Below are 16627 nucleotides of genomic sequence, written 5' to 3' on the forward strand. Positions count from 1 at the left end.
CATGGCCGACAAATCGGAAAAGACGAAAGCGCGGCTGCCGCGCGGCTTTGCCGACCGCAGTGCGGAAGACATCCGCGCCGTCGAGAAGATGATGGCGACGATCCGCTCGGTCTATGAGCTCTATGGTTTCGAGCCGGCCGACCAGCCGCTGATCGAATACACCGATGCGCTGGGCAAATTCCTGCCCGACCAGGACCGGCCTAATGAGGGCGTATTTTCTTTCCAGGACGATGACGAGCAGTGGCTGTCGTTGCGCTACGACCTGACCGCGCCGACGGCGCGTTATGTCGCCGAGAATTTTGAGCGACTGCCGAAGCCCTATCGCAGCTACCGCTCCGGCTGGGTGTTCCGCAACGAAAAGCCCGGCCCCGGCCGCTTCCGCCAGTTCATGCAGTTCGACGCTGACACCATCGGCACACCGGGCGTCGCGGCTGATGCTGAAATGGCGATGATGATGGCCGACGTGATGGAAGCGCTCGGCATCAAGCGCGGCGACTACGTCATCCGCGTCAACAATCGCAAGGTGCTCGATGGCGTGCTGGAAGCGATCGGCCTTGGCGGTGACAACAATGCCGGCCGCCGGCTGACCGTGCTGCGCGCCATCGACAAGCTGGACAAGCTCGGGCCGGAAGGCGTGAAGCTTCTGCTTGGACCAGGGCGCTGGGATGGCGGCAAGGAAGGCGAGGGCGACTTTGCCAAGGGCGCAGGGCTCGACGACGAGTCGATTGCATTTGTCTTGGGTAGGGTTCTGCCTGGAGATCCGAACGCACGTGATGTCGTCGGCGTGAACAAGATCAGGCTTCAAAGCCTTGAAAAGGCACATGCTGACAATGCAACTGCCTCTGCTGGAGTGTCTGAACTTCGCGAAATTGAAGCGCTCGTCAGAGCAGCGGGCTACGACGCAAAGAGGATCTTGATCGACCGGTCCGTCGTCCGTGGGCTCGAATACTACACCGGCCCGGTCTTCGAGGCCGAGCTGCTGGCCGAAATCCCCAACGAGGATGGCCAGATCGTGCGCTTCGGCTCTGTCGGCGGCGGTGGTCGCTACGATGGCCTGGTCTCGCGCTTCCGTGGTGAGCCGGTGCCGGCGACCGGCTTTTCCATCGGGGTCTCCCGCCTGATGACGGCGCTGAAGAACCTTGGCAAGCTGGACAGCACCGATGTCATCGCCCCGGTCGTCGTGCTGGTGATGGACAAGGACACGACAAGCCTCGGCCGTTACCAGAAGATGGTGGCCGAACTGCGCGCCGCTGGCATCCGTTCCGAAATGTATCTCGGCGGCGCCGGCATGAAGGCGCAGCTGAAATATGCCGACCGTCGTGGCAGCCCGGTGGCCGTCATCCAGGGCGGCGACGAGCGCGCCAAGGGCGAGCTGCAGATCAAGGACCTGATCGAGGGCGCGCGCATGTCAGCCGAGATCACCGACAACGCCGAATGGCGCGCCGCAAGGCCGGCGCAGGTGACTGTGGCGGAGAGCGAGCTGGTCGCCGAGGTGAAGAAGATTTTGGCGGCGCAGGTCGAGGAGAGGGCGAAATGATGAGCGCCGCGCTGTTCTTCCCTTCTCTCCTTGTGGGAGAAGGTGGATCGGCGCGGAGCGCCGAGACGGATGAGGGGTGTTCCAGGGAACTCCAACGCCTCACTCCGCTGGAACACCCCTCATCCGTCGCCTTCGGCGACACCTTCTCCCACAGGGGGAGAAGGGAAGGCTGCGCTTCATGACCTCCCGTCCCGCCATCTCATCCGAAATCACCAACCTCTTCGCCACCCGCAACACCCATGCAGTGGAGGTCGCCGTGCTGCAGCCGGCCGATCCGTTCCTCGACATGGCCGGCGAGGACCTGCGCCGCCGCATCTTTCTCACCGAGAGCGAGACCGGCAAGACGCTTTGCCTGCGGCCCGAATTCACCATTCCCGTCTGCCTCGACCACATCGCGTCGCAGGCCGGCACGCCGCGGCGCTATTCCTACCTTGGCGAAGTGTTTCGCCAGCGCCGCGAGGGCGGCAACGAGTTTTTCCAGGCCGGTATCGAGGATCTCGGCGACCGCGATACGGCCGAGGCCGACGCCCGTTCGCTGGCCGATGCGCATGCGCTGCTGCAGTTAGTGCTGCCGGGTCAGACCCTTGCGATCACGCTCGGCGACCAGACCATCTTCGAGGCGGTGCTGGCAGCCCTTGGCCTGCCGCGCGGCTGGCGCATGCGGCTGGCGCGCGCGTTCGGCTCCGCGCCGATGCTGCAGGCAGCGCTGGCCGATCTCGCCAACCCGCCACGCAACGGCCAGCTCGACGGCGATGTCGCCGCCCTTGTGCTCGATGGCGATCTCGAAGCGCTTTCCGCCCACATCGCCGGCGGCATGGAAGAGGCCGACCTTTTGGCATCCGGCGGACGCGCCCCGGCTGACATTGCCCGGCGGCTGATCGAAAAGGCCGAGCTGCGCAGCGTGCGGCTGTCGAACGAGGCCTTTGCGGCGCTCAGGGATTTTCTGGCCATCGACGTGCCGCTCGACGGCGCCAGTGCTGCGCTCGAAAGCTTCGCCGCCTCTGCGGGCCTTTCACTGGGCGCGGCGCTGGAAAAATTCGCCGCCCGCGCCAAGGCCATCGAGGCGCATGGCCTGCCGACCAGGACAATCCGCTACGACGCCGCCTTTGGCCGTCCGCTGGATTATTACACCGGCATCGTCTTCGAGATCGCGGCTGAGAACGGCGAGCGGCCGTTGGCCGGCGGCGGCCGTTACGACCGGCTGCTCACGCTGCTCGGCGCCAAGACGCCGATCCCCGGCGTCGGCTTTTCCGTCTGGCTCGACCGCATCGAAGCGCTGCGGGGGGAGCCCAAATGATCACGCTGGCGATCCCGTCGAAAGGCCGGCTCAAGGAGCAGGCGCTGGAGGTTCTGGCCAGAGCCGGGCTTGCCGTCAGTCTGCCCGGTGACGAGCGCCAGTACCGCGCCCGCATCGACAATGCCGAAGGTATCGAGGTGGCGTTTCTGTCGGCGTCCGAAATTGCCGGCGAGATCGGCCAAGGCTCGGTCGACCTCGGCATTACCGGCGAGGACCTGTTGCGCGAAAACCTCGCCGACTGGGAGGCGCGCGCCGAGATCGTCGCGCGCCTCGGCTTCGGCCATGCCGATGTCGTAGTCGCCGTGCCCGGCATCTGGCTCGACGTCGATACTATGGCCGATCTCGACGATGTCGCCGCCGATTTCCGCCAGCGCCACGGCAGGCGACTGAGGATCGCAACCAAATACTGGCGGCTCACGCAGCAGTTCTTCTCGCAAAAGCACGGCATCCAGGTCTACCGCATCGTCGAAAGCCTCGGGGCCACCGAAGGCGCACCGGCGGCAGGCCTCGCCGACGTCATCGTCGACATCACCACCACCGGCTCGACCCTGCGCGCCAACCATCTCAAGGTGCTGGCCGATGGGGTTGTGCTGAAGTCGCAGGCATGCCTCGTGGCTGCCAGGAAAGATCGTGCTGCTGCGGATGAGGCGCTAGTGCGGGAAATAGCCGCGAAGATGAGCGCGCTCCCTCCCCCTTGAGGGGAGGGTGGACAGCCGCCAAAGGCGGATGGACGGGTGGGGTCGCTCCGGCAGTGCTCGACGCGAGACCACCCAAGCCGGGTCGACCGTGACCAAGGAAGTCGAGCACTTCGCCGAGGACCCCACCCGCCTCGCTTCGCGAGGCACCCTCCCCTCGAGGGGGAGGGGAACCGCCTGTACTTTCCACCACCCCATCAGGCTGCTAGGCTCACTCATCGGGAGGAAACGGCGATGGCGATTAATCTCGACGAGCTCAAGAACGCCACCAATCTGCGCGGGCGCGGCAGGGCGTTCATCGCTCCGCTCGACGGCCGGGCACATGTGTCGGGCGACCGTTCGGTGCCGCTGCTCGACAAGACGATCCCTCAGCTTTTCTCCGACACGGTCGGCAGATACGCCACGCAGGATGCTGCCGTCTTCGTCGGACAGGACAAGCGCTTCACCTGGAGCGAATTGTCGGACACGGTCGATACGCTCGCCGCCGGCTTCCTGGCGCTCGGCCTCGAAAAAGGCGACCGTGTCGGCATCTGGTCGCCCAACCGCTGGGAATGGCTGGTCACCCAATTCGCCACCGCTCGCATCGGCCTGATCCTGGTCAACATCAACCCGGCCTACCGGCTGACGGAGCTGGAATATGCCCTCAACAAGGTCGGCTGCAAGGCGCTGGTCACCGCCGCCAGTTTCAAGACCTCCGACTATCTCGGCATGATCGAGACGCTGGCGCCGGAGCTCGCCAACGCCACCCCCGGCAAGCTCAAGGCGCAGAAATTGCCGACGCTGAAGATCGTCATTCGCATGGGCGACGACAACTCGCCCGGCATGTTCAATTTCGCCGATGTGCTGTCGATGGCCGGCCGCGACGAGCATGACAGCCTCGACCGCATCTCCGAAGGGCAGAAGCCGGGCGAGGCCATCAACATCCAGTTCACATCAGGCACGACGGGCGCGCCCAAGGGCGCGACGCTGACCCACACCAACATCGTCAACAATGGCAATTTCGTCACCGCTGCGATCAAGCTCACCGTCGACGACCGGCTCTGCATCCCGGTGCCGCTCTACCACTGCTTCGGCATGTCGATGGGCACGATGGGCTGCGTCACCAAGGCCGCGACCATGGTGTTTCCTGGCGAGGGTTTTGACGCCGGCGCGACGCTGAAGGCGGTGGCGCAGGAACGCTGCACCGGCCTCTACGGCGTGCCGACCATGTTCGTCGCCATGCTCGACCACGCCGACTTCACCAGCTTCGATCTCTCCAGCCTGCGCACCGGCATCATGGCGGGCTCGCCATGCCCGATCGAGGTGATGAAGAAGGTGGTGTCGCTGATGCATATGGAAGAGGTGACCATCGCCTACGGCATGACCGAGACCAGTCCCGTCTCCTTTCAGAGCAGTGTCGACGACCCGCTGGAAAAGCGCGTCTCCACCGTCGGCCGCATCCATCCGCATGTCGAGGTCAAGGCCATCGACGCCGACGGCGCCACCGTCGCGGTCGGCGCGCCGGGCGAGCTGTGCACCCGCGGCTATTCCGTGATGAAGGGTTATTGGGACGATGCGGAAAAGACCCGCGAGGCGATCGACAGCGATGGCTGGATGCACACCGGCGACCTCGCCACGATCGACGCCGAGGGCTATTGCAACATCGTCGGCCGGGTCAAGGACATGGTCATCCGCGGCGGCGAAAACGTCTATCCCAGAGAGGTCGAGGAATTTCTCTATCGCCATCCCCAGGTCAAGGAGGTGCAGGTGTTCGGTATTCCCGACGCCAAATATGGCGAGGAGCTGTGCGCCTGGATCGTGCTGAAGCCCAACCAGATCGCGACCGAGCAGGAGATCAAGAACTTCTGCGCCGGCCAGATCGCCCACTACAAAATCCCCCGCTACATCCGCTTCCGCACCGAACTGCCCATGACGGTGACGGGAAAACCGCAGAAGTTTCTGATGCGCGAGGCGATGGTGGAGGAACTGGGGCTGGTGGTGCAGAAGACGGCTTGAGGGTTGAACGCCGGGGGACGGGATCGCCCGCTTCGAAACGACATTGGGGTGCTCGACAGGCTTCCGCAAGGTTCGCCGAACGCATTGGGGCTTGAATGAATGGTTTCGCACGATCAGCGACTTCCTATGCGATGCCTTTGGCCGCGCTGGCACTGGCCGTTGCGGTCAGAGTCAGCGGGCTACCGGTGGACGAAGGTTCGCCGAGCGTCAGGATTCTCGTCGGAGCGCTCTCGAGTGCGATCATGTTCATCACTATTTTCGTGGTGCTCGATCACGCCGAGGCGGTGGCCCACCGTGTGGGGGAGCCTTACGGCACATTGGTGCTGACTTTTGCCGTGACGGCAATCGAAGTGTCGATTATCGTTTCCATGATGCTGCATGGAGAGAACAACCCCACGCTTGCACGTGAATCCGTCTTCTCGACAGTGATGATTGCCTCCACCGGCGTTGTCGGAATGTGTCTCACGTTTGGCGGCTGGCGGCATCGCAAGCAGGCAATTGTCCGGCAAGGGACCAGCGCATATCTGGCGGTTCTGGCCGCACTGACCGTCATGACGCTTATCCTGCCGACCTACACGCGGACCACCGATCCCGGCACATTTTCGGCAGCTCAGCTTGGCCTGGTAAGCGTTCTTTCCGTGCTGCTCTATGCAAGCTTTGTGTTCGCGCAGACAGTCCGGCATCGGGACGATTTCATCGAAGGACTGGCACACGACCTTTCGGCGCGAACCGCCCCTCACAAAAGCATCTCTTCCAGCGCTCTGCTCCTGGTAATCGGACTGATCGGAATTGTCATGCTCGCCGAGCAGGTCGCCGCAAGTGTTGAAGATGCGCTTGTTGCTTACCAGGTGACCCAGGCTGACAGCATTGTGGGGGCAATGATCGCGGGTCTGGTTTTGATGCCGGAAGCCATTTCGGCGGTTCGCGCTTCACTCAACAATGAGCTGCAGCGCGGCCTGAATGTCGCAATGGGTTCGGCTTGCGCCACGATTGGTTTGACAATACCTGCGGTCGCAGCAGCCAGCCTGCTTACGGGACGAGGGTTGACCCTGGGGCTCCCGGAAGCTGACGCAGTACTTTTGGTTTTAGCGCTTTTCATATGCGGCGTAAGCTTTAGCAACGAAAGGACGACCTTCCTGACCGGAATCGTCCATGCCGTGGTATTTTTCGCGTATGTATTTCTGGTATTTATCCCTTGAGGCTTTGGTGCGATCTGGCGACCAGCCGTCAAGGCGGGTATTCTCGAACGCGCCTGATTTGAGTTCTTTTCGGGGTTCCCAAGGCGCCATCTAAGACCCGAACGACTCACACCCACATCACCACCCCATCCAGCCCGCGAATGATCTTCGCCAACTCGACGCACTCATCATGCCGCACCTTGTTGCGGCGCCAGGCGAGGCAGATCGTGCGTTGCGGCATTGGCTCCTGGAACGGCACGATCTTGAGGTCCGGCATGGCGCTGGCCGGCCTTGCCGCCATTTCGGGGATGAGCGTGACGCCGAGACCATGCGCCACCATCTGCAGCAGCGTCGTCAGGCTGGTGGCGCCGTAGCTTGCCATCGCTACGGGACGCACGCTGCCGCACAGGGCCAGCGCCTGTTCGCGCAGGCAGTGGCCTTCCTCCAAAAGCATCAACCGCTCCAGCGCCGGGCTTTCCGGTGGCACGGGTGGCGAGGCGAAGGCTGGATCTCCGGCTGGCACGGCGAGGAAGAAGCGGTCGGCGAACAGTTCCTCGGTGACCAGGCCCGGCTGCTCGAGCGGCAGCGCGGCGATGAAGGCGTCGAGCCGTCCGGTTGCCGTGTACTCGACCAGTGATGCCGTCACTGCTTCGCGCAGTTCGAGTTGCAGGGACGGAAAATGCCGCTTCAGCTCCGGGAGCACATGCGGCAAAAGATAAGGCGCCACGGTCGGGATGATGCCCAGCCGGAAGCGGCCTTCCATGGCCGGGCGGCCGCGCCGGGCCGTCGTCTCGACATCACTGATGTCGCGCAGGATGCGCTCGATGCGTGGCAGCAGCGCTTGCGCCTCTTCCGTCATCCGCACCGTCTTGCCGCCGCGCTCGAACAGCCGGCAGTTCAGCCTTTGCTCCATCTCGGCGATCTGCGCGGACAGCGCCGGCTGGCTGACGCCGGCGAGTTTTGCGGCGCGGCCGAAATGCAGCGTTTGCGCCAAAGCCTCGAAATATTGCATCTGCCGCACGGTCAAGCCAATCATAAGGAAAGCCTATCGCAACAAACAGGAAAGGCAATTTGTTTTTATCGAAGAGACGGCTTAGTCTGGAACCATTCCAGAATGGCGCGGCTCCCGGCCGGCCCGGAAAAAACAACACATAAATCAGCAATTCGGAGGCCAAGATGGACGCGATGACCGACGACAACAGCGCCGGCAAATGCCCGGTCGCGCATGGAACCTCCGCCAGGACCAACCGCGACTGGTGGCCGAACCAGCTCGACATCGGCGTTCTCCACCGGCAGTCGAGCCTTTCGGACCCGATGGGCGAAGCTTTCGACTACGCCGCGGAGTTCAAGACGCTCGACCTCGACGCGGTGATCGAGGATTTGCACAAGGTGATGACGGATTCGCAGGATTGGTGGCCGGCCGATTTCGGCCATTACGGGCCGCTGTTCATCCGCATGGCCTGGCACAGCGCCGGCACCTATCGCATCGGCGACGGCCGGGGTGGCGCCGGTGCGGGCCAGCAGCGTTTCGCGCCGCTGAACAGCTGGCCGGACAACGCCAATCTCGACAAGGCGCGCCGGCTGCTGTGGCCGGTCAAGCAGAAATACGGCCGCAAGATCTCCTGGGCCGACCTGTTGATTCTCACCGGCAACGTCGCGCTGGAATCGATGGGCTTCAAGACCTTTGGCTTTGCCGGTGGCCGCGCCGATGTCTGGGAGCCCGAGCAGGATGTCGACTGGGGTTCGGAAACCAAGTGGCTCGACGACAAGCGCTATTCCGGCGACCGTGAGCTGCACGGCCATCTCGGCGCGGTGCAGATGGGCCTGATCTACGTCAACCCGGAAGGGCCGAACGGCAAGCCGGATCCGCTGGCCTCGGCCCGCGACATCCGCGAGACCTTCGCGCGCATGGCAATGAACGATGAGGAAACCGTGGCGCTGATCGCCGGCGGCCACACATTCGGCAAGACCCATGGGGCCGGTGATGCAGCACTTGTCGGCGCCGAGCCGGAAGGCGCGGGCATCGAGGCGCAGGGCCTCGGCTGGTCGAGCAAGCATGCCACCGGCATTGCCGGCGATGCGATCACGTCCGGCCTCGAAGTTACCTGGACGACGACGCCGACCCAGTGGAGCAACAACTTCTTCGACAATCTCTTCAACTTCGAATGGGAGTTGACCAAGAGCCCGGCCGGGGCCCATCAGTGGACGCCGAAGGGCGGCTCTGGCGCGGTTACGGTGCCGGACGCGCACAATCCCTCGAAGCGTCATGCGCCGGCAATGCTGACCACCGACCTCGCGCTGCGGGCCGACCCGGCCTATGAGAAGATCTCGCGCCGCTTCCACGAGCATCCGGAGCAGTTCGCCGATGCCTTCGCCCGTGCCTGGTACAAGCTCACCCATCGCGACATGGGGCCGGTCGTGCGGTATCTCGGCCCGCTGGTGCCGAAGGAAGAGCTGATCTGGCAGGATCCGGTTCCGGCCGTCGACCATGAGCTGGTCAGCGACCAGGATATCGCATTGCTGAAGGCCAAGATCCTGGCTTCGGGCCTCAGCGTTTCGCAATTGGTCTCGACCGCCTGGGCCTCGGCCTCTACCTTCCGCAACTCCGACAAGCGCGGCGGCGCCAATGGCGCGCGCATTCGTCTGGCGCCGCAGAAGGACTGGGAGGTCAACCAGCCTGTCGAACTGGCCACCGTGCTGGCGAAGCTCGAAGCCATCCAGAACGAGTTCAACGCAGGCGGCAAGAAGGTCTCGCTGGCCGACCTCATCGTGCTCGGCGGCGTCGCCGCGGTCGAGAAAGCGGCGCAGGATGGCGGCAATGCGGTGAAGGTTCCCTTCACGCCCGGCCGCACCGACGCCTCGCAGGCGCAGACCGACGTCCATTCCTTTGCGGCGCTCGAGCCGAAAATTGACGGCTTCCGCAACTATGTCAGGGGCAAACCGCCGATGTCGGTCGAAGCCATGCTGGTCGACCGGGCGCAACTGCTCAACCTGACGGCGCCGGAGATGACGGTGCTGGTTGGTGGCCTGCGCGTGCTCGGCGCCAACACCGGCGGCTCGAAGCATGGTGTGTTGACCGACAGGCCGGGCACGCTGACGAACGACTTCTTCGTCAACCTGCTCTCGATGAGCACCATCTGGGATCCGGCCTCCGAGCCGGGCTCGCATGAGGTCTATGAAGCACGCGACCGCAAGACCAGGGCAGTCAGGTGGACCGCCACACGCGCCGACCTGATCTTCGGCTCGCATGCGCAGCTGCGCGCGCTGGCCGAGGTCTACGGGTCGGCGGATGCCGGGCAGAATTTCGTTGGCGATTTCGTCAAGGCGTGGACCAAGGTGATGAACGCCGACCGTTTCGACATCGCTGCCTGATACAACCTCCCAAACGAAGGGCGCGGGCCGAGGCCCGCGCCCTTCGTTTTCGCAGGCTTCGAAATCAGTCCTTTTCGAAGATGCGTGCCTTGGCGACGACGCCAGCGATTGCGCCGCCGATCAGCGGCGCAACGATGAACAGCCAGAGCTGGCTGAGGGCTGCGCCGCCGGTAAACAGCGCCGGGCCGATCGAACGCGCCGGATTGAGCGAGGTGCCGGTCACCGGGATCATTGCGAAGTGCAGTCCGGCCAGCGTCAGGCCGATGACCAGGCCGGCGAACGCCGTCGAGTGCTTCTCGGCGGTGACGCCAAGGATGACGGTGACGAAGGTGAAGGTGCCGATCAGCTCCCATAGGAAGGCCGAACTCGTCCCCCATTTCGCCACGTCCCAGCCATTGGCGCCGAAACCGGTGGTGTGCCCGCCGGTCTGGCCGGAGACGATGATCCACAGCGCCAGCGAGGCCAGAATGGCGCCGATGATCTGCGCGATCCAGTAAGGAATGACATCCTTGGCCGGCAGCCGGCCGGCAAGGAAGACGCCGAGCGTGACGGCCGGGTTGAGATGTGCGCCTGAGATGGGACCCACCGCGTAAGCCGCCGCAATCAGGCCGATGCCGAACGCCAGGCCGATGGCTTCCTGGCCCAGCGGCAAGTCGGCGAGAAAGCCACCCGTCGCCACCGACGCCGTGCCGATAAACACCAATAGAAATGTCCCTAGAACTTCCGCAAGATACGTTTTCATTGCCCTCTCCTCGTATCGATCCGTCGGTCCGCTTTTCCGCGCCGCGAATCATGGCGCAAAGAGTATTCCCAACGCAAAAGCTTGGAAAGCAGAGCAATTGCGCCACAGATCGTGCTTACGGCGGCCAGTTACCAACATTAGAGACCTTGCATATATTTGAGATTTGTTATCGCCGGCGTGCAGACATTTGCCGGCGGGGAAAATCGTCGGCCGCGAGCGGAAGGCCTCGTCGCCGCGAAATTCAAGCGGGGTTCAATCTCGACGCGAAACGCTCTAAGAGCAGGCCGAAAGATACTGTGCTCGATAGATGGAATGACGAATGCGACTGGGCGGACGGCTGGCGGCAGCCATTGAAGTGCTGGACGACATTGGCCGGCGCCACCGGCCGGTGGCCGATGCGCTGAAAGATTGGGGCCTGTCGCATCGCTTTGCGGGCGGCGGCGACCGCGCGGCGATCGGCAACATCGTCTACGACGCGCTGCGCCACAAACGTTCCGCCGGCTGGCTTTTGGGTGAAGACACGCCCCGCGCCATCGGCTTCGGCGCGCTGCTCATCGAATGGGGCCAGACGCCGCAGTCGCTCAACGATGCGCTCGAGGGCGACAAGTTCGCGCCACCGTTGCTCAGCGCCGCCGAGTTGCAGGCGCTGGCCGAGCGCCGGCCTGAAGACGCGCCGGAGGCAGTGCGGGCGGACGTACCCGACTGGTGCGCGCCGTTGTTCGAACGAGCCTTTGGCGCAGACTGGGTTGCGGAAGGGGCGGCTTTGGCGACCCGCCCGCCGCTCGACATCAGGGTCAACACGCTGCAGTCCGACCGCGCCAAAGTGCTGGCGGAACTCGCCGACACCGGCGCCAAGGCAGCTGCTATTGCGCCGCAAGGCATTCGCATCCCGCCCATCGACGGCGACGGCCGGCACCCCAACGTACAGGCCGAGCCGGCTTTCCAAAAGGGCTGGTTCGAGGTTCAGGACGAGGGTTCGCAGATCGTTGCAACCCTTGCCGGCGCGCAAGCCGGGATGCAGGTGCTCGATTTCTGCGCCGGCGCCGGCGGCAAGACGCTGGCGCTATCTGCGGCGATGGCCAACAAAGGTCAGGTCTTCGCCCATGATGCCGAAAAGGCGCGGCTGGCGCCGATCTTCGACCGCATCCGCCGTTCGGAAAACCGCAACGTCCAGGTTGTCACCAAGCCGGCTGAGCTCAGCCCCCTCGCAGGCCACATGGACATTGTGCTGGTCGATGCGCCCTGCACCGGCAGCGGCACCTGGCGGCGCCGTCCAGACGCCAAATGGCGGCTGACGCAAAGACAGCTCGATGCCCGCAAGGGCGAGCAGTCGGCGATCCTCGATGCGGCGAATGCCTATGTCAAACCGGGCGGCCTGCTGGTCTACATCACCTGTTCGGTGTTCGACGAGGAGAATGGCGAGCAGGTCGCCGCCTTTCGCGAACGGCACAAGGGCTTCGTTCCGGTCGATCATCGCGCGCTCTGGGATGCCAGCTTCCCCGGTCACGCAGCGGCCGCCCGGATCGGCAAGACAAGCGATATCTCGCTGTCGCCGGCTCTGAGCGGCACCGACGGGTTCCATTTCTGTGCGCTGCGTCGGGCGAATTGACGCTGCGATTGACAGGCTGACATAGCGCCAGTTGCAGATGCGCGGCGTCGGCCGCCAGACGGGGTAGAATTCTTGCAAAGATATGTGTCGCTTCTGCTTTTCCTCCTTCTGGTGCTCGGCGGCGGCCTGTTGATCGGCTATGTCACGCTGCCGGGTGAATGGTATGCCTCGCTCGCCAAGCCGCCCTTCAACCCGCCCAACTGGGTCTTCGCGCCGGCCTGGACGCTCCTCTATGTGCTGATCGCCGTGGCCGGCTGGCGGACATGGGAGCGGGAACGAGCAGCCGCCGCGATGAAGATCTGGGCCCTCCAGCTTGTTCTGAACTTCGCGTGGTCGCCGACTTTCTTCGGCGCCAAACAGATGGGGCCGGCACTGGTCGTGATCCTGGCTCTTCTCGCCAGCATTGCGCTGTTCATAGCCACGGTGTGGAACCGCGACCGGGTTTCCGGCTGGCTGTTTGCGCCCTATGCCGCGTGGGTAGCCTTCGCCACCTTGCTCAACGCGTCGCTGCTCCTGTTGAACTGAGTGCTTTGCTGCAGTGCAGCAAAAGCATTTGCGTGGCGTTCAGGCGTCTGCGATAAGCTTTGCAGATAAATCAGGGCGATGGCCATGGCAGCAAAGATCGTACCCGCACCCGATTATGAGGACCGCGTCAGGGCGTCGTTCGCGCGCCAGCAGGCGATGGCGACCATCGGCGCCGAACTGACGCTTGTGACGCCGGGCATCATCGAGATCGAAATGCCCTATTCGGCCGCACTCACGCAGCAGCATGGTTTCCTGCATGCCGGCGTGATTTCGACCGCACTGGACTCGGCTTGCGGCTACGCCGCGTTCTCGCTGATGCCGGAAAATTCCGGCGTGCTGACCATCGAGTTCAAGGTCAATCTCCTGGCGCCCGGCCGGGGCGAACGCTTCCTGTTCCGCGGCTCGGTGACCAAGCCCGGCCGCACCATCATCGTCGCCGACGGCCAGGCCTACGCCTTTGCCGCCGATGGCGAGGCCAAGCTGATCGCGACCATGACCGGCACGATGATGACGGTGGTTGGCCGTGACGGGATAGCAGGCTGATGGCCAAAATTACGCGAATTGGTGGCAAGGACGTCCTCTTCGTCATGGCGGCGCAGGCCGAGTACGGTCCGCATCTGCAAAAACTGTTCACGCCGCTGATGACGGGCGTCGGCCCGGTAGAGGCAGGTGTGCGGCTCGGCGCCGAACTATCATGGCTGAAGTCTGAGAAGACGCTGCCCGATCTCGTCGTCTCGCTCGGCTCCGCCGGCAGCCGCACACTGGAGCAGACGGAAATCTACCAGGCGGTCTCGGTCAGCTATCGCGACATCGACGCTTCGCCGCTAGGCTTCGAAAAAGGCGCGACGCCGTTCCTCGACCTGCCGGTGACCCTCCCGCTATCATTCAGGATTCCGGGCATTAAAGAAGCCAGCCTGTCGACCGGCGGCGCCATCATCACCGGTGCCGCCTATGACGCCATCGCCGCCGACATGGTCGACATGGAAACCTTCGCCTGCCTGCGCGCCTGCCAGTTGTTCGATGTCCCGCTTATCGGCCTGCGCGGCATTTCAGACGGTGCAGCCGATCTGCGCCACGTTGGCGACTGGACCGAATATCTGCATGTCATCGACGAGAAGCTGGCGGATGCGGTCGTGCGCCTCGAACAGGCCATCGGCTCCGGCACGCTACACAAGGAGCAGCCTGGGCAAGAGCCGGCAGCGCTCTGAAAGTCGGGCTACGCACCCCATTGCGCCGACTCGTTTCTTTCTCTAAAGGCTCGCCATGACGACAGCCAATCATCCCGATACAGTCCTGATTGTCGATTTCGGCAGCCAGTTTACGCAGCTCATCGCCCGCCGCATCCGCGAGGCTGGCGTGTTTTCCGAGATCGTGCCGTTCCAATCGGCCGAAGCTGCCTTCAAGCGCATCAATCCGAAAGCCGTGATCCTGTCGGGCGGTCCCGCCTCGACATCGGACATCGGCAGCCCACGCGCGCCCCAGATCGTCTTCGATGCCGGCGTGCCGGTGCTCGGCATCTGCTACGGCCAGATGGCCATGTGCGTGCAGATGGGCGGCGTCGCCGAAAGCTCGAACCATCGCGAATTCGGCCGCGCCTTCGTCGAGATCGAAAAGGACAGCCCGCTGTTCGAAGGCCTGTGGGCGCCCGGCCAGCGTCACCAGGTGTGGATGAGTCATGGCGACCGCGTCATCTCGCTGCCCAAGGGGTTCGAGGTCTTCGGCAAGTCGGAAGGCTCGCCCTTCGCCATTTTCGGCAATGTCGCGCGCAAGATGTACGGCATCATGTTCCACCCGGAAGTTGTGCATACGCCGGATGGCGCCAGGCTGCTGAGAAACTTCGTGCACATCATCGCCGGCATCGAAGGCGACTGGACGATGCGCGCCTATCGTGAGCACGCGGTCGAGACAATTCGCAAACAGGTCGGCAAGGGCAAGGTGATCTGCGCGCTGTCGGGCGGCGTGGATTCATCGGTCGCTGCCTTGCTGATCCACGAAGCGGTAGGCGACCAGCTGACCTGCATTCTTGTCGACCATGGCCTTATGCGCAAGGACGAGGCCGCCGGCGCGCTGCTCGCCGCCAAGGGAGCGGGCAAGGNACGAAGCGGTAGGCGACCAGCTGACCTGCATTCTTGTCGACCATGGCCTTATGCGCAAGGACGAGGCCGCCGGCGTGGTGGCGATGTTCCGCCAGCACTACAATCTGCCGCTGATCCTGGTCGACGCGTCGGAAAAATTCATCTCGGCGCTGGAAGGCGAGTCCGACCCCGAGAAGAAGCGCAAGACCATCGGCCGGCTGTTCATCGAAGTGTTCGAGGAAGAGGCCAAGAAACTCGGCGGCGCCGATTTCCTGGCGCAAGGCACGCTCTATCCCGACGTCATCGAGAGCGTCTCCTTCACCGGCGGCCCGTCGGTGACCATCAAGTCGCACCATAATGTCGGCGGCCTGCCGGCGCGCATGAACATGCAGTTGGTCGAGCCGCTGCGCGAACTATTCAAGGACGAGGTGAGGGCACTGGGCAAGGAACTCGGCCTGCCCGAAAGTTTTATTGGCCGCCATCCGTTCCCCGGACCAGGCCTTGCCATCCGCTGCCCCGGCGGTATCACCCGCGAAAAGCTCGAAATCCTGCGCGAGGCCGACGCCATCTATCTCGACGAGATCCGCAAGGCCGGCCTCTACGACGCCATCTGGCAGGCTTTCGCCGTGCTGCTTCCGGTGCAGACCGTCGGTGTGATGGGCGACGGCCGCACCTACGAATTCGTCTGCGCCCTGCGCGCCGTGACGTCCGTCGACGGCATGACCGCCGACTTCTACCACTACGACATGGCTTTCCTCGGCGCGGCGGCCACCCGCATCATCAACGAAGTCCGCGGCATCAACCGCGTCGTCTACGACGTGACGTCAAAGCCGCCAGGCACCATCGAGTGGGAGTGATTCAGGCCCACTCAAACGCCGCCGAAAACACGCCATTGTACGCCACAACCATTTGATAACACGTATAAATCCATTCGGAGACAATCAGCGACAATCGGTGCGGAGATTGGATTTGACGGACCGGCTGACGGACCTTCCGCAAATTGCTAGCTCAGATTTTTCGAAGTACCGTCAGATCCAATGAGGCTCTGACGGTGTTTTTTGATGCCTTAAGGCACTGGAGATAAAACGAATGTTCTGCCGAAGAGCCTCGAAATTGTACTGACGGTACTTTTCAGGAGGCACCGGGGAATGCTGACGGACGTCGCCCTTAAAGCCCTGAACCAAAAGAGAAATCTACAAGATTGCGGACCGTGACGGCATGTATGTTCGCGTCATGCCTAGTGGCGCGATCTCCTTTCGGCTGGATTACAGGCTCAACGGAGGCCGCGAGACGGTCTATCTTGGCAGGTATGGACGGGACGGAATCTCGCTTGCCTCAGCCGGGAGAAGTGTCTCGACGCGAAGCGCGCTATTGGCGAGTGACGGTCGCCGGCGATAGAAAAGCAGCGCGACAAGCGCCGAGTTGTCACCCCGGTCTCCGGCCGACTTCAGCGCCGAAATGGCTACCAAACCAAAGCGATGCCCGGGCCTTCAAGGCCTCTTCTTATTCCGGCCAAGCCGGCCCGGAGCGCCGCATTCACTCACATCCCTTGAACCTGAGTGCAGAGTTGCCGCATCGAAGCCATTTGAGCAGCCGAGTTCG

At 63.6% G+C, this 16627-nt stretch carries 12 protein-coding genes and 3 pseudogenes; 13 read left to right on the top strand and 2 right to left on the bottom strand.

Features of this window, described 5'->3' with window-relative positions:
* The first annotated feature begins 1 nt into the window (after position 1).
* The 5 genes from hisS to X756_RS157745 all read left to right on the top strand — a co-directional run bounded on the left by hisS (position 2) and on the right by X756_RS157745 (position 6723).
* Entirely contained in the window at positions 2-1537 is a 1536-nt protein-coding gene (gene hisS, locus X756_RS157770) for a histidine--tRNA ligase (protein ID WP_023729103.1), read from the top strand.
* 178 nt (positions 1538-1715) lie between these two features.
* Entirely contained in the window at positions 1716-2834 is a 1119-nt protein-coding gene (locus tag X756_RS157760) for an ATP phosphoribosyltransferase regulatory subunit (protein ID WP_023729104.1), read from the top strand.
* Positions 2831-3532 (top strand): ATP phosphoribosyltransferase, encoded by a 702-nt coding sequence (gene hisG, locus X756_RS157755; RefSeq protein ID WP_023667716.1) that lies wholly within the window; start codon positions 2831-2833, stop codon positions 3530-3532. The genes X756_RS157760 and hisG overlap by 4 nt, the downstream gene beginning before the upstream one ends.
* Before the next feature lie 231 nt (positions 3533-3763).
* Positions 3764-5524: an AMP-binding protein gene (locus X756_RS157750; RefSeq protein ID WP_023729105.1), complete on the top strand. Its 1761-nt coding sequence runs from the start codon at positions 3764-3766 to the stop codon at positions 5522-5524.
* A 95-nt stretch (positions 5525-5619) separates the two neighbouring features.
* Entirely contained in the window at positions 5620-6723 is a 1104-nt protein-coding gene (locus X756_RS157745) for a calcium:proton antiporter (RefSeq protein WP_023729106.1), read from the top strand.
* Positions 6724-6829: 106 nt separating this feature from the next.
* Here the strand turns inward: X756_RS157745 and X756_RS157740 are convergent, their stop codons facing one another.
* Positions 6830-7738: a hydrogen peroxide-inducible genes activator gene (locus tag X756_RS157740; RefSeq protein WP_023729107.1), complete on the bottom strand. Its 909-nt coding sequence runs from the start codon at positions 7736-7738 to the stop codon at positions 6830-6832.
* Between the two features lie 140 nt (positions 7739-7878).
* Here X756_RS157740 and katG point away from each other — a divergent pair, with 140 nt between their 5' ends.
* Positions 7879-10074 carry a catalase/peroxidase HPI gene (gene katG / locus X756_RS157735; RefSeq protein WP_023729108.1) on the top strand — a complete coding sequence of 732 codons (2196 nt, stop codon included), beginning with the start codon at positions 7879-7881 and terminating at the stop codon, positions 10072-10074.
* A 64-nt stretch (positions 10075-10138) separates the two neighbouring features.
* Here katG and X756_RS157730 read toward each other — a convergent pair whose 3' ends face one another.
* Positions 10139-10816 carry an MIP family channel protein gene (locus X756_RS157730; RefSeq protein ID WP_023681822.1) on the bottom strand — a complete coding sequence of 226 codons (678 nt, stop codon included), beginning with the start codon at positions 10814-10816 and terminating at the stop codon, positions 10139-10141.
* Positions 10817-11135: 319 nt separating this feature from the next.
* On the opposite strand from X756_RS157730, the gene X756_RS157725 reads away from it, so the two are divergent.
* The 7 genes and pseudogenes from X756_RS157725 to X756_RS1000000167180 form a co-directional block, all read left to right on the top strand.
* Entirely contained in the window at positions 11136-12425 is a 1290-nt protein-coding gene (locus tag X756_RS157725; RefSeq protein ID WP_023704462.1) for an RsmB/NOP family class I SAM-dependent RNA methyltransferase, read from the top strand.
* A gap of 72 nt (positions 12426-12497) precedes the next feature.
* A complete protein-coding gene (locus X756_RS157720) occupies positions 12498-12950 on the top strand; it encodes a TspO/MBR family protein (RefSeq protein WP_023729109.1) in 453 nt (150 codons plus the stop codon).
* Positions 12951-13034: 84 nt separating this feature from the next.
* Positions 13035-13493 (top strand): PaaI family thioesterase, encoded by a 459-nt coding sequence (locus X756_RS157715; RefSeq protein ID WP_023686843.1) that lies wholly within the window; start codon positions 13035-13037, stop codon positions 13491-13493.
* A complete protein-coding gene (locus tag X756_RS157710; protein ID WP_031204112.1) occupies positions 13493-14158 on the top strand; it encodes a 5'-methylthioadenosine/S-adenosylhomocysteine nucleosidase in 666 nt (221 codons plus the stop codon). Before X756_RS157715 ends, X756_RS157710 begins: the two co-directional genes overlap by 1 nt.
* A gap of 55 nt (positions 14159-14213) precedes the next feature.
* Positions 14214-15005, top strand: a pseudogene (gene guaA / locus X756_RS0133820) (glutamine-hydrolyzing GMP synthase); the annotation flags it as partial.
* Between the two features lie 43 nt (positions 15006-15048).
* Positions 15049-15882 (top strand): annotated as a pseudogene (guaA, locus tag X756_RS0133825) (glutamine-hydrolyzing GMP synthase); the annotation flags it as partial.
* 291 nt (positions 15883-16173) lie between these two features.
* Positions 16174-16404 (top strand): annotated as a pseudogene (locus tag X756_RS1000000167180) (Arm DNA-binding domain-containing protein); the annotation flags it as partial.
* Positions 16405-16627: the final 223 nt, after the last annotated feature.

The organism is Mesorhizobium sp. LNJC405B00 (assembly GCF_000502615.1).
GTDB lineage: Bacteria > Pseudomonadota > Alphaproteobacteria > Rhizobiales > Rhizobiaceae > Mesorhizobium.

What these genes read in the sequence shown, in the direction of transcription:
- hisS (WP_023729103.1), top strand. Translation starts at nt 2, where the DNA reads ATGGCCGACAAATCGGAAAAGACGAAAGCGCGGCTGCCGCGCGGCTTT.
- X756_RS157760 (WP_023729104.1), top strand. Translation starts at nt 1,716, where the DNA reads ATGACCTCCCGTCCCGCCATCTCATCCGAAATCACCAACCTCTTCGCC.
- hisG (WP_023667716.1), top strand. Translation starts at nt 2,831, where the DNA reads ATGATCACGCTGGCGATCCCGTCGAAAGGCCGGCTCAAGGAGCAGGCG.
- X756_RS157750 (WP_023729105.1), top strand. Translation starts at nt 3,764, where the DNA reads ATGGCGATTAATCTCGACGAGCTCAAGAACGCCACCAATCTGCGCGGG.
- X756_RS157745 (WP_023729106.1), top strand. Translation starts at nt 5,620, where the DNA reads ATGAATGGTTTCGCACGATCAGCGACTTCCTATGCGATGCCTTTGGCC.
- X756_RS157740 (WP_023729107.1), bottom strand. Translation starts at nt 7,738, where the DNA reads ATGATTGGCTTGACCGTGCGGCAGATGCAATATTTCGAGGCTTTGGCG.
- katG (WP_023729108.1), top strand. Translation starts at nt 7,879, where the DNA reads ATGGACGCGATGACCGACGACAACAGCGCCGGCAAATGCCCGGTCGCG.
- X756_RS157730 (WP_023681822.1), bottom strand. Translation starts at nt 10,816, where the DNA reads ATGAAAACGTATCTTGCGGAAGTTCTAGGGACATTTCTATTGGTGTTT.
- X756_RS157725 (WP_023704462.1), top strand. Translation starts at nt 11,136, where the DNA reads ATGCGACTGGGCGGACGGCTGGCGGCAGCCATTGAAGTGCTGGACGAC.
- X756_RS157715 (WP_023686843.1), top strand. Translation starts at nt 13,035, where the DNA reads ATGGCAGCAAAGATCGTACCCGCACCCGATTATGAGGACCGCGTCAGG.
- X756_RS157710 (WP_031204112.1), top strand. Translation starts at nt 13,493, where the DNA reads ATGGCCAAAATTACGCGAATTGGTGGCAAGGACGTCCTCTTCGTCATG.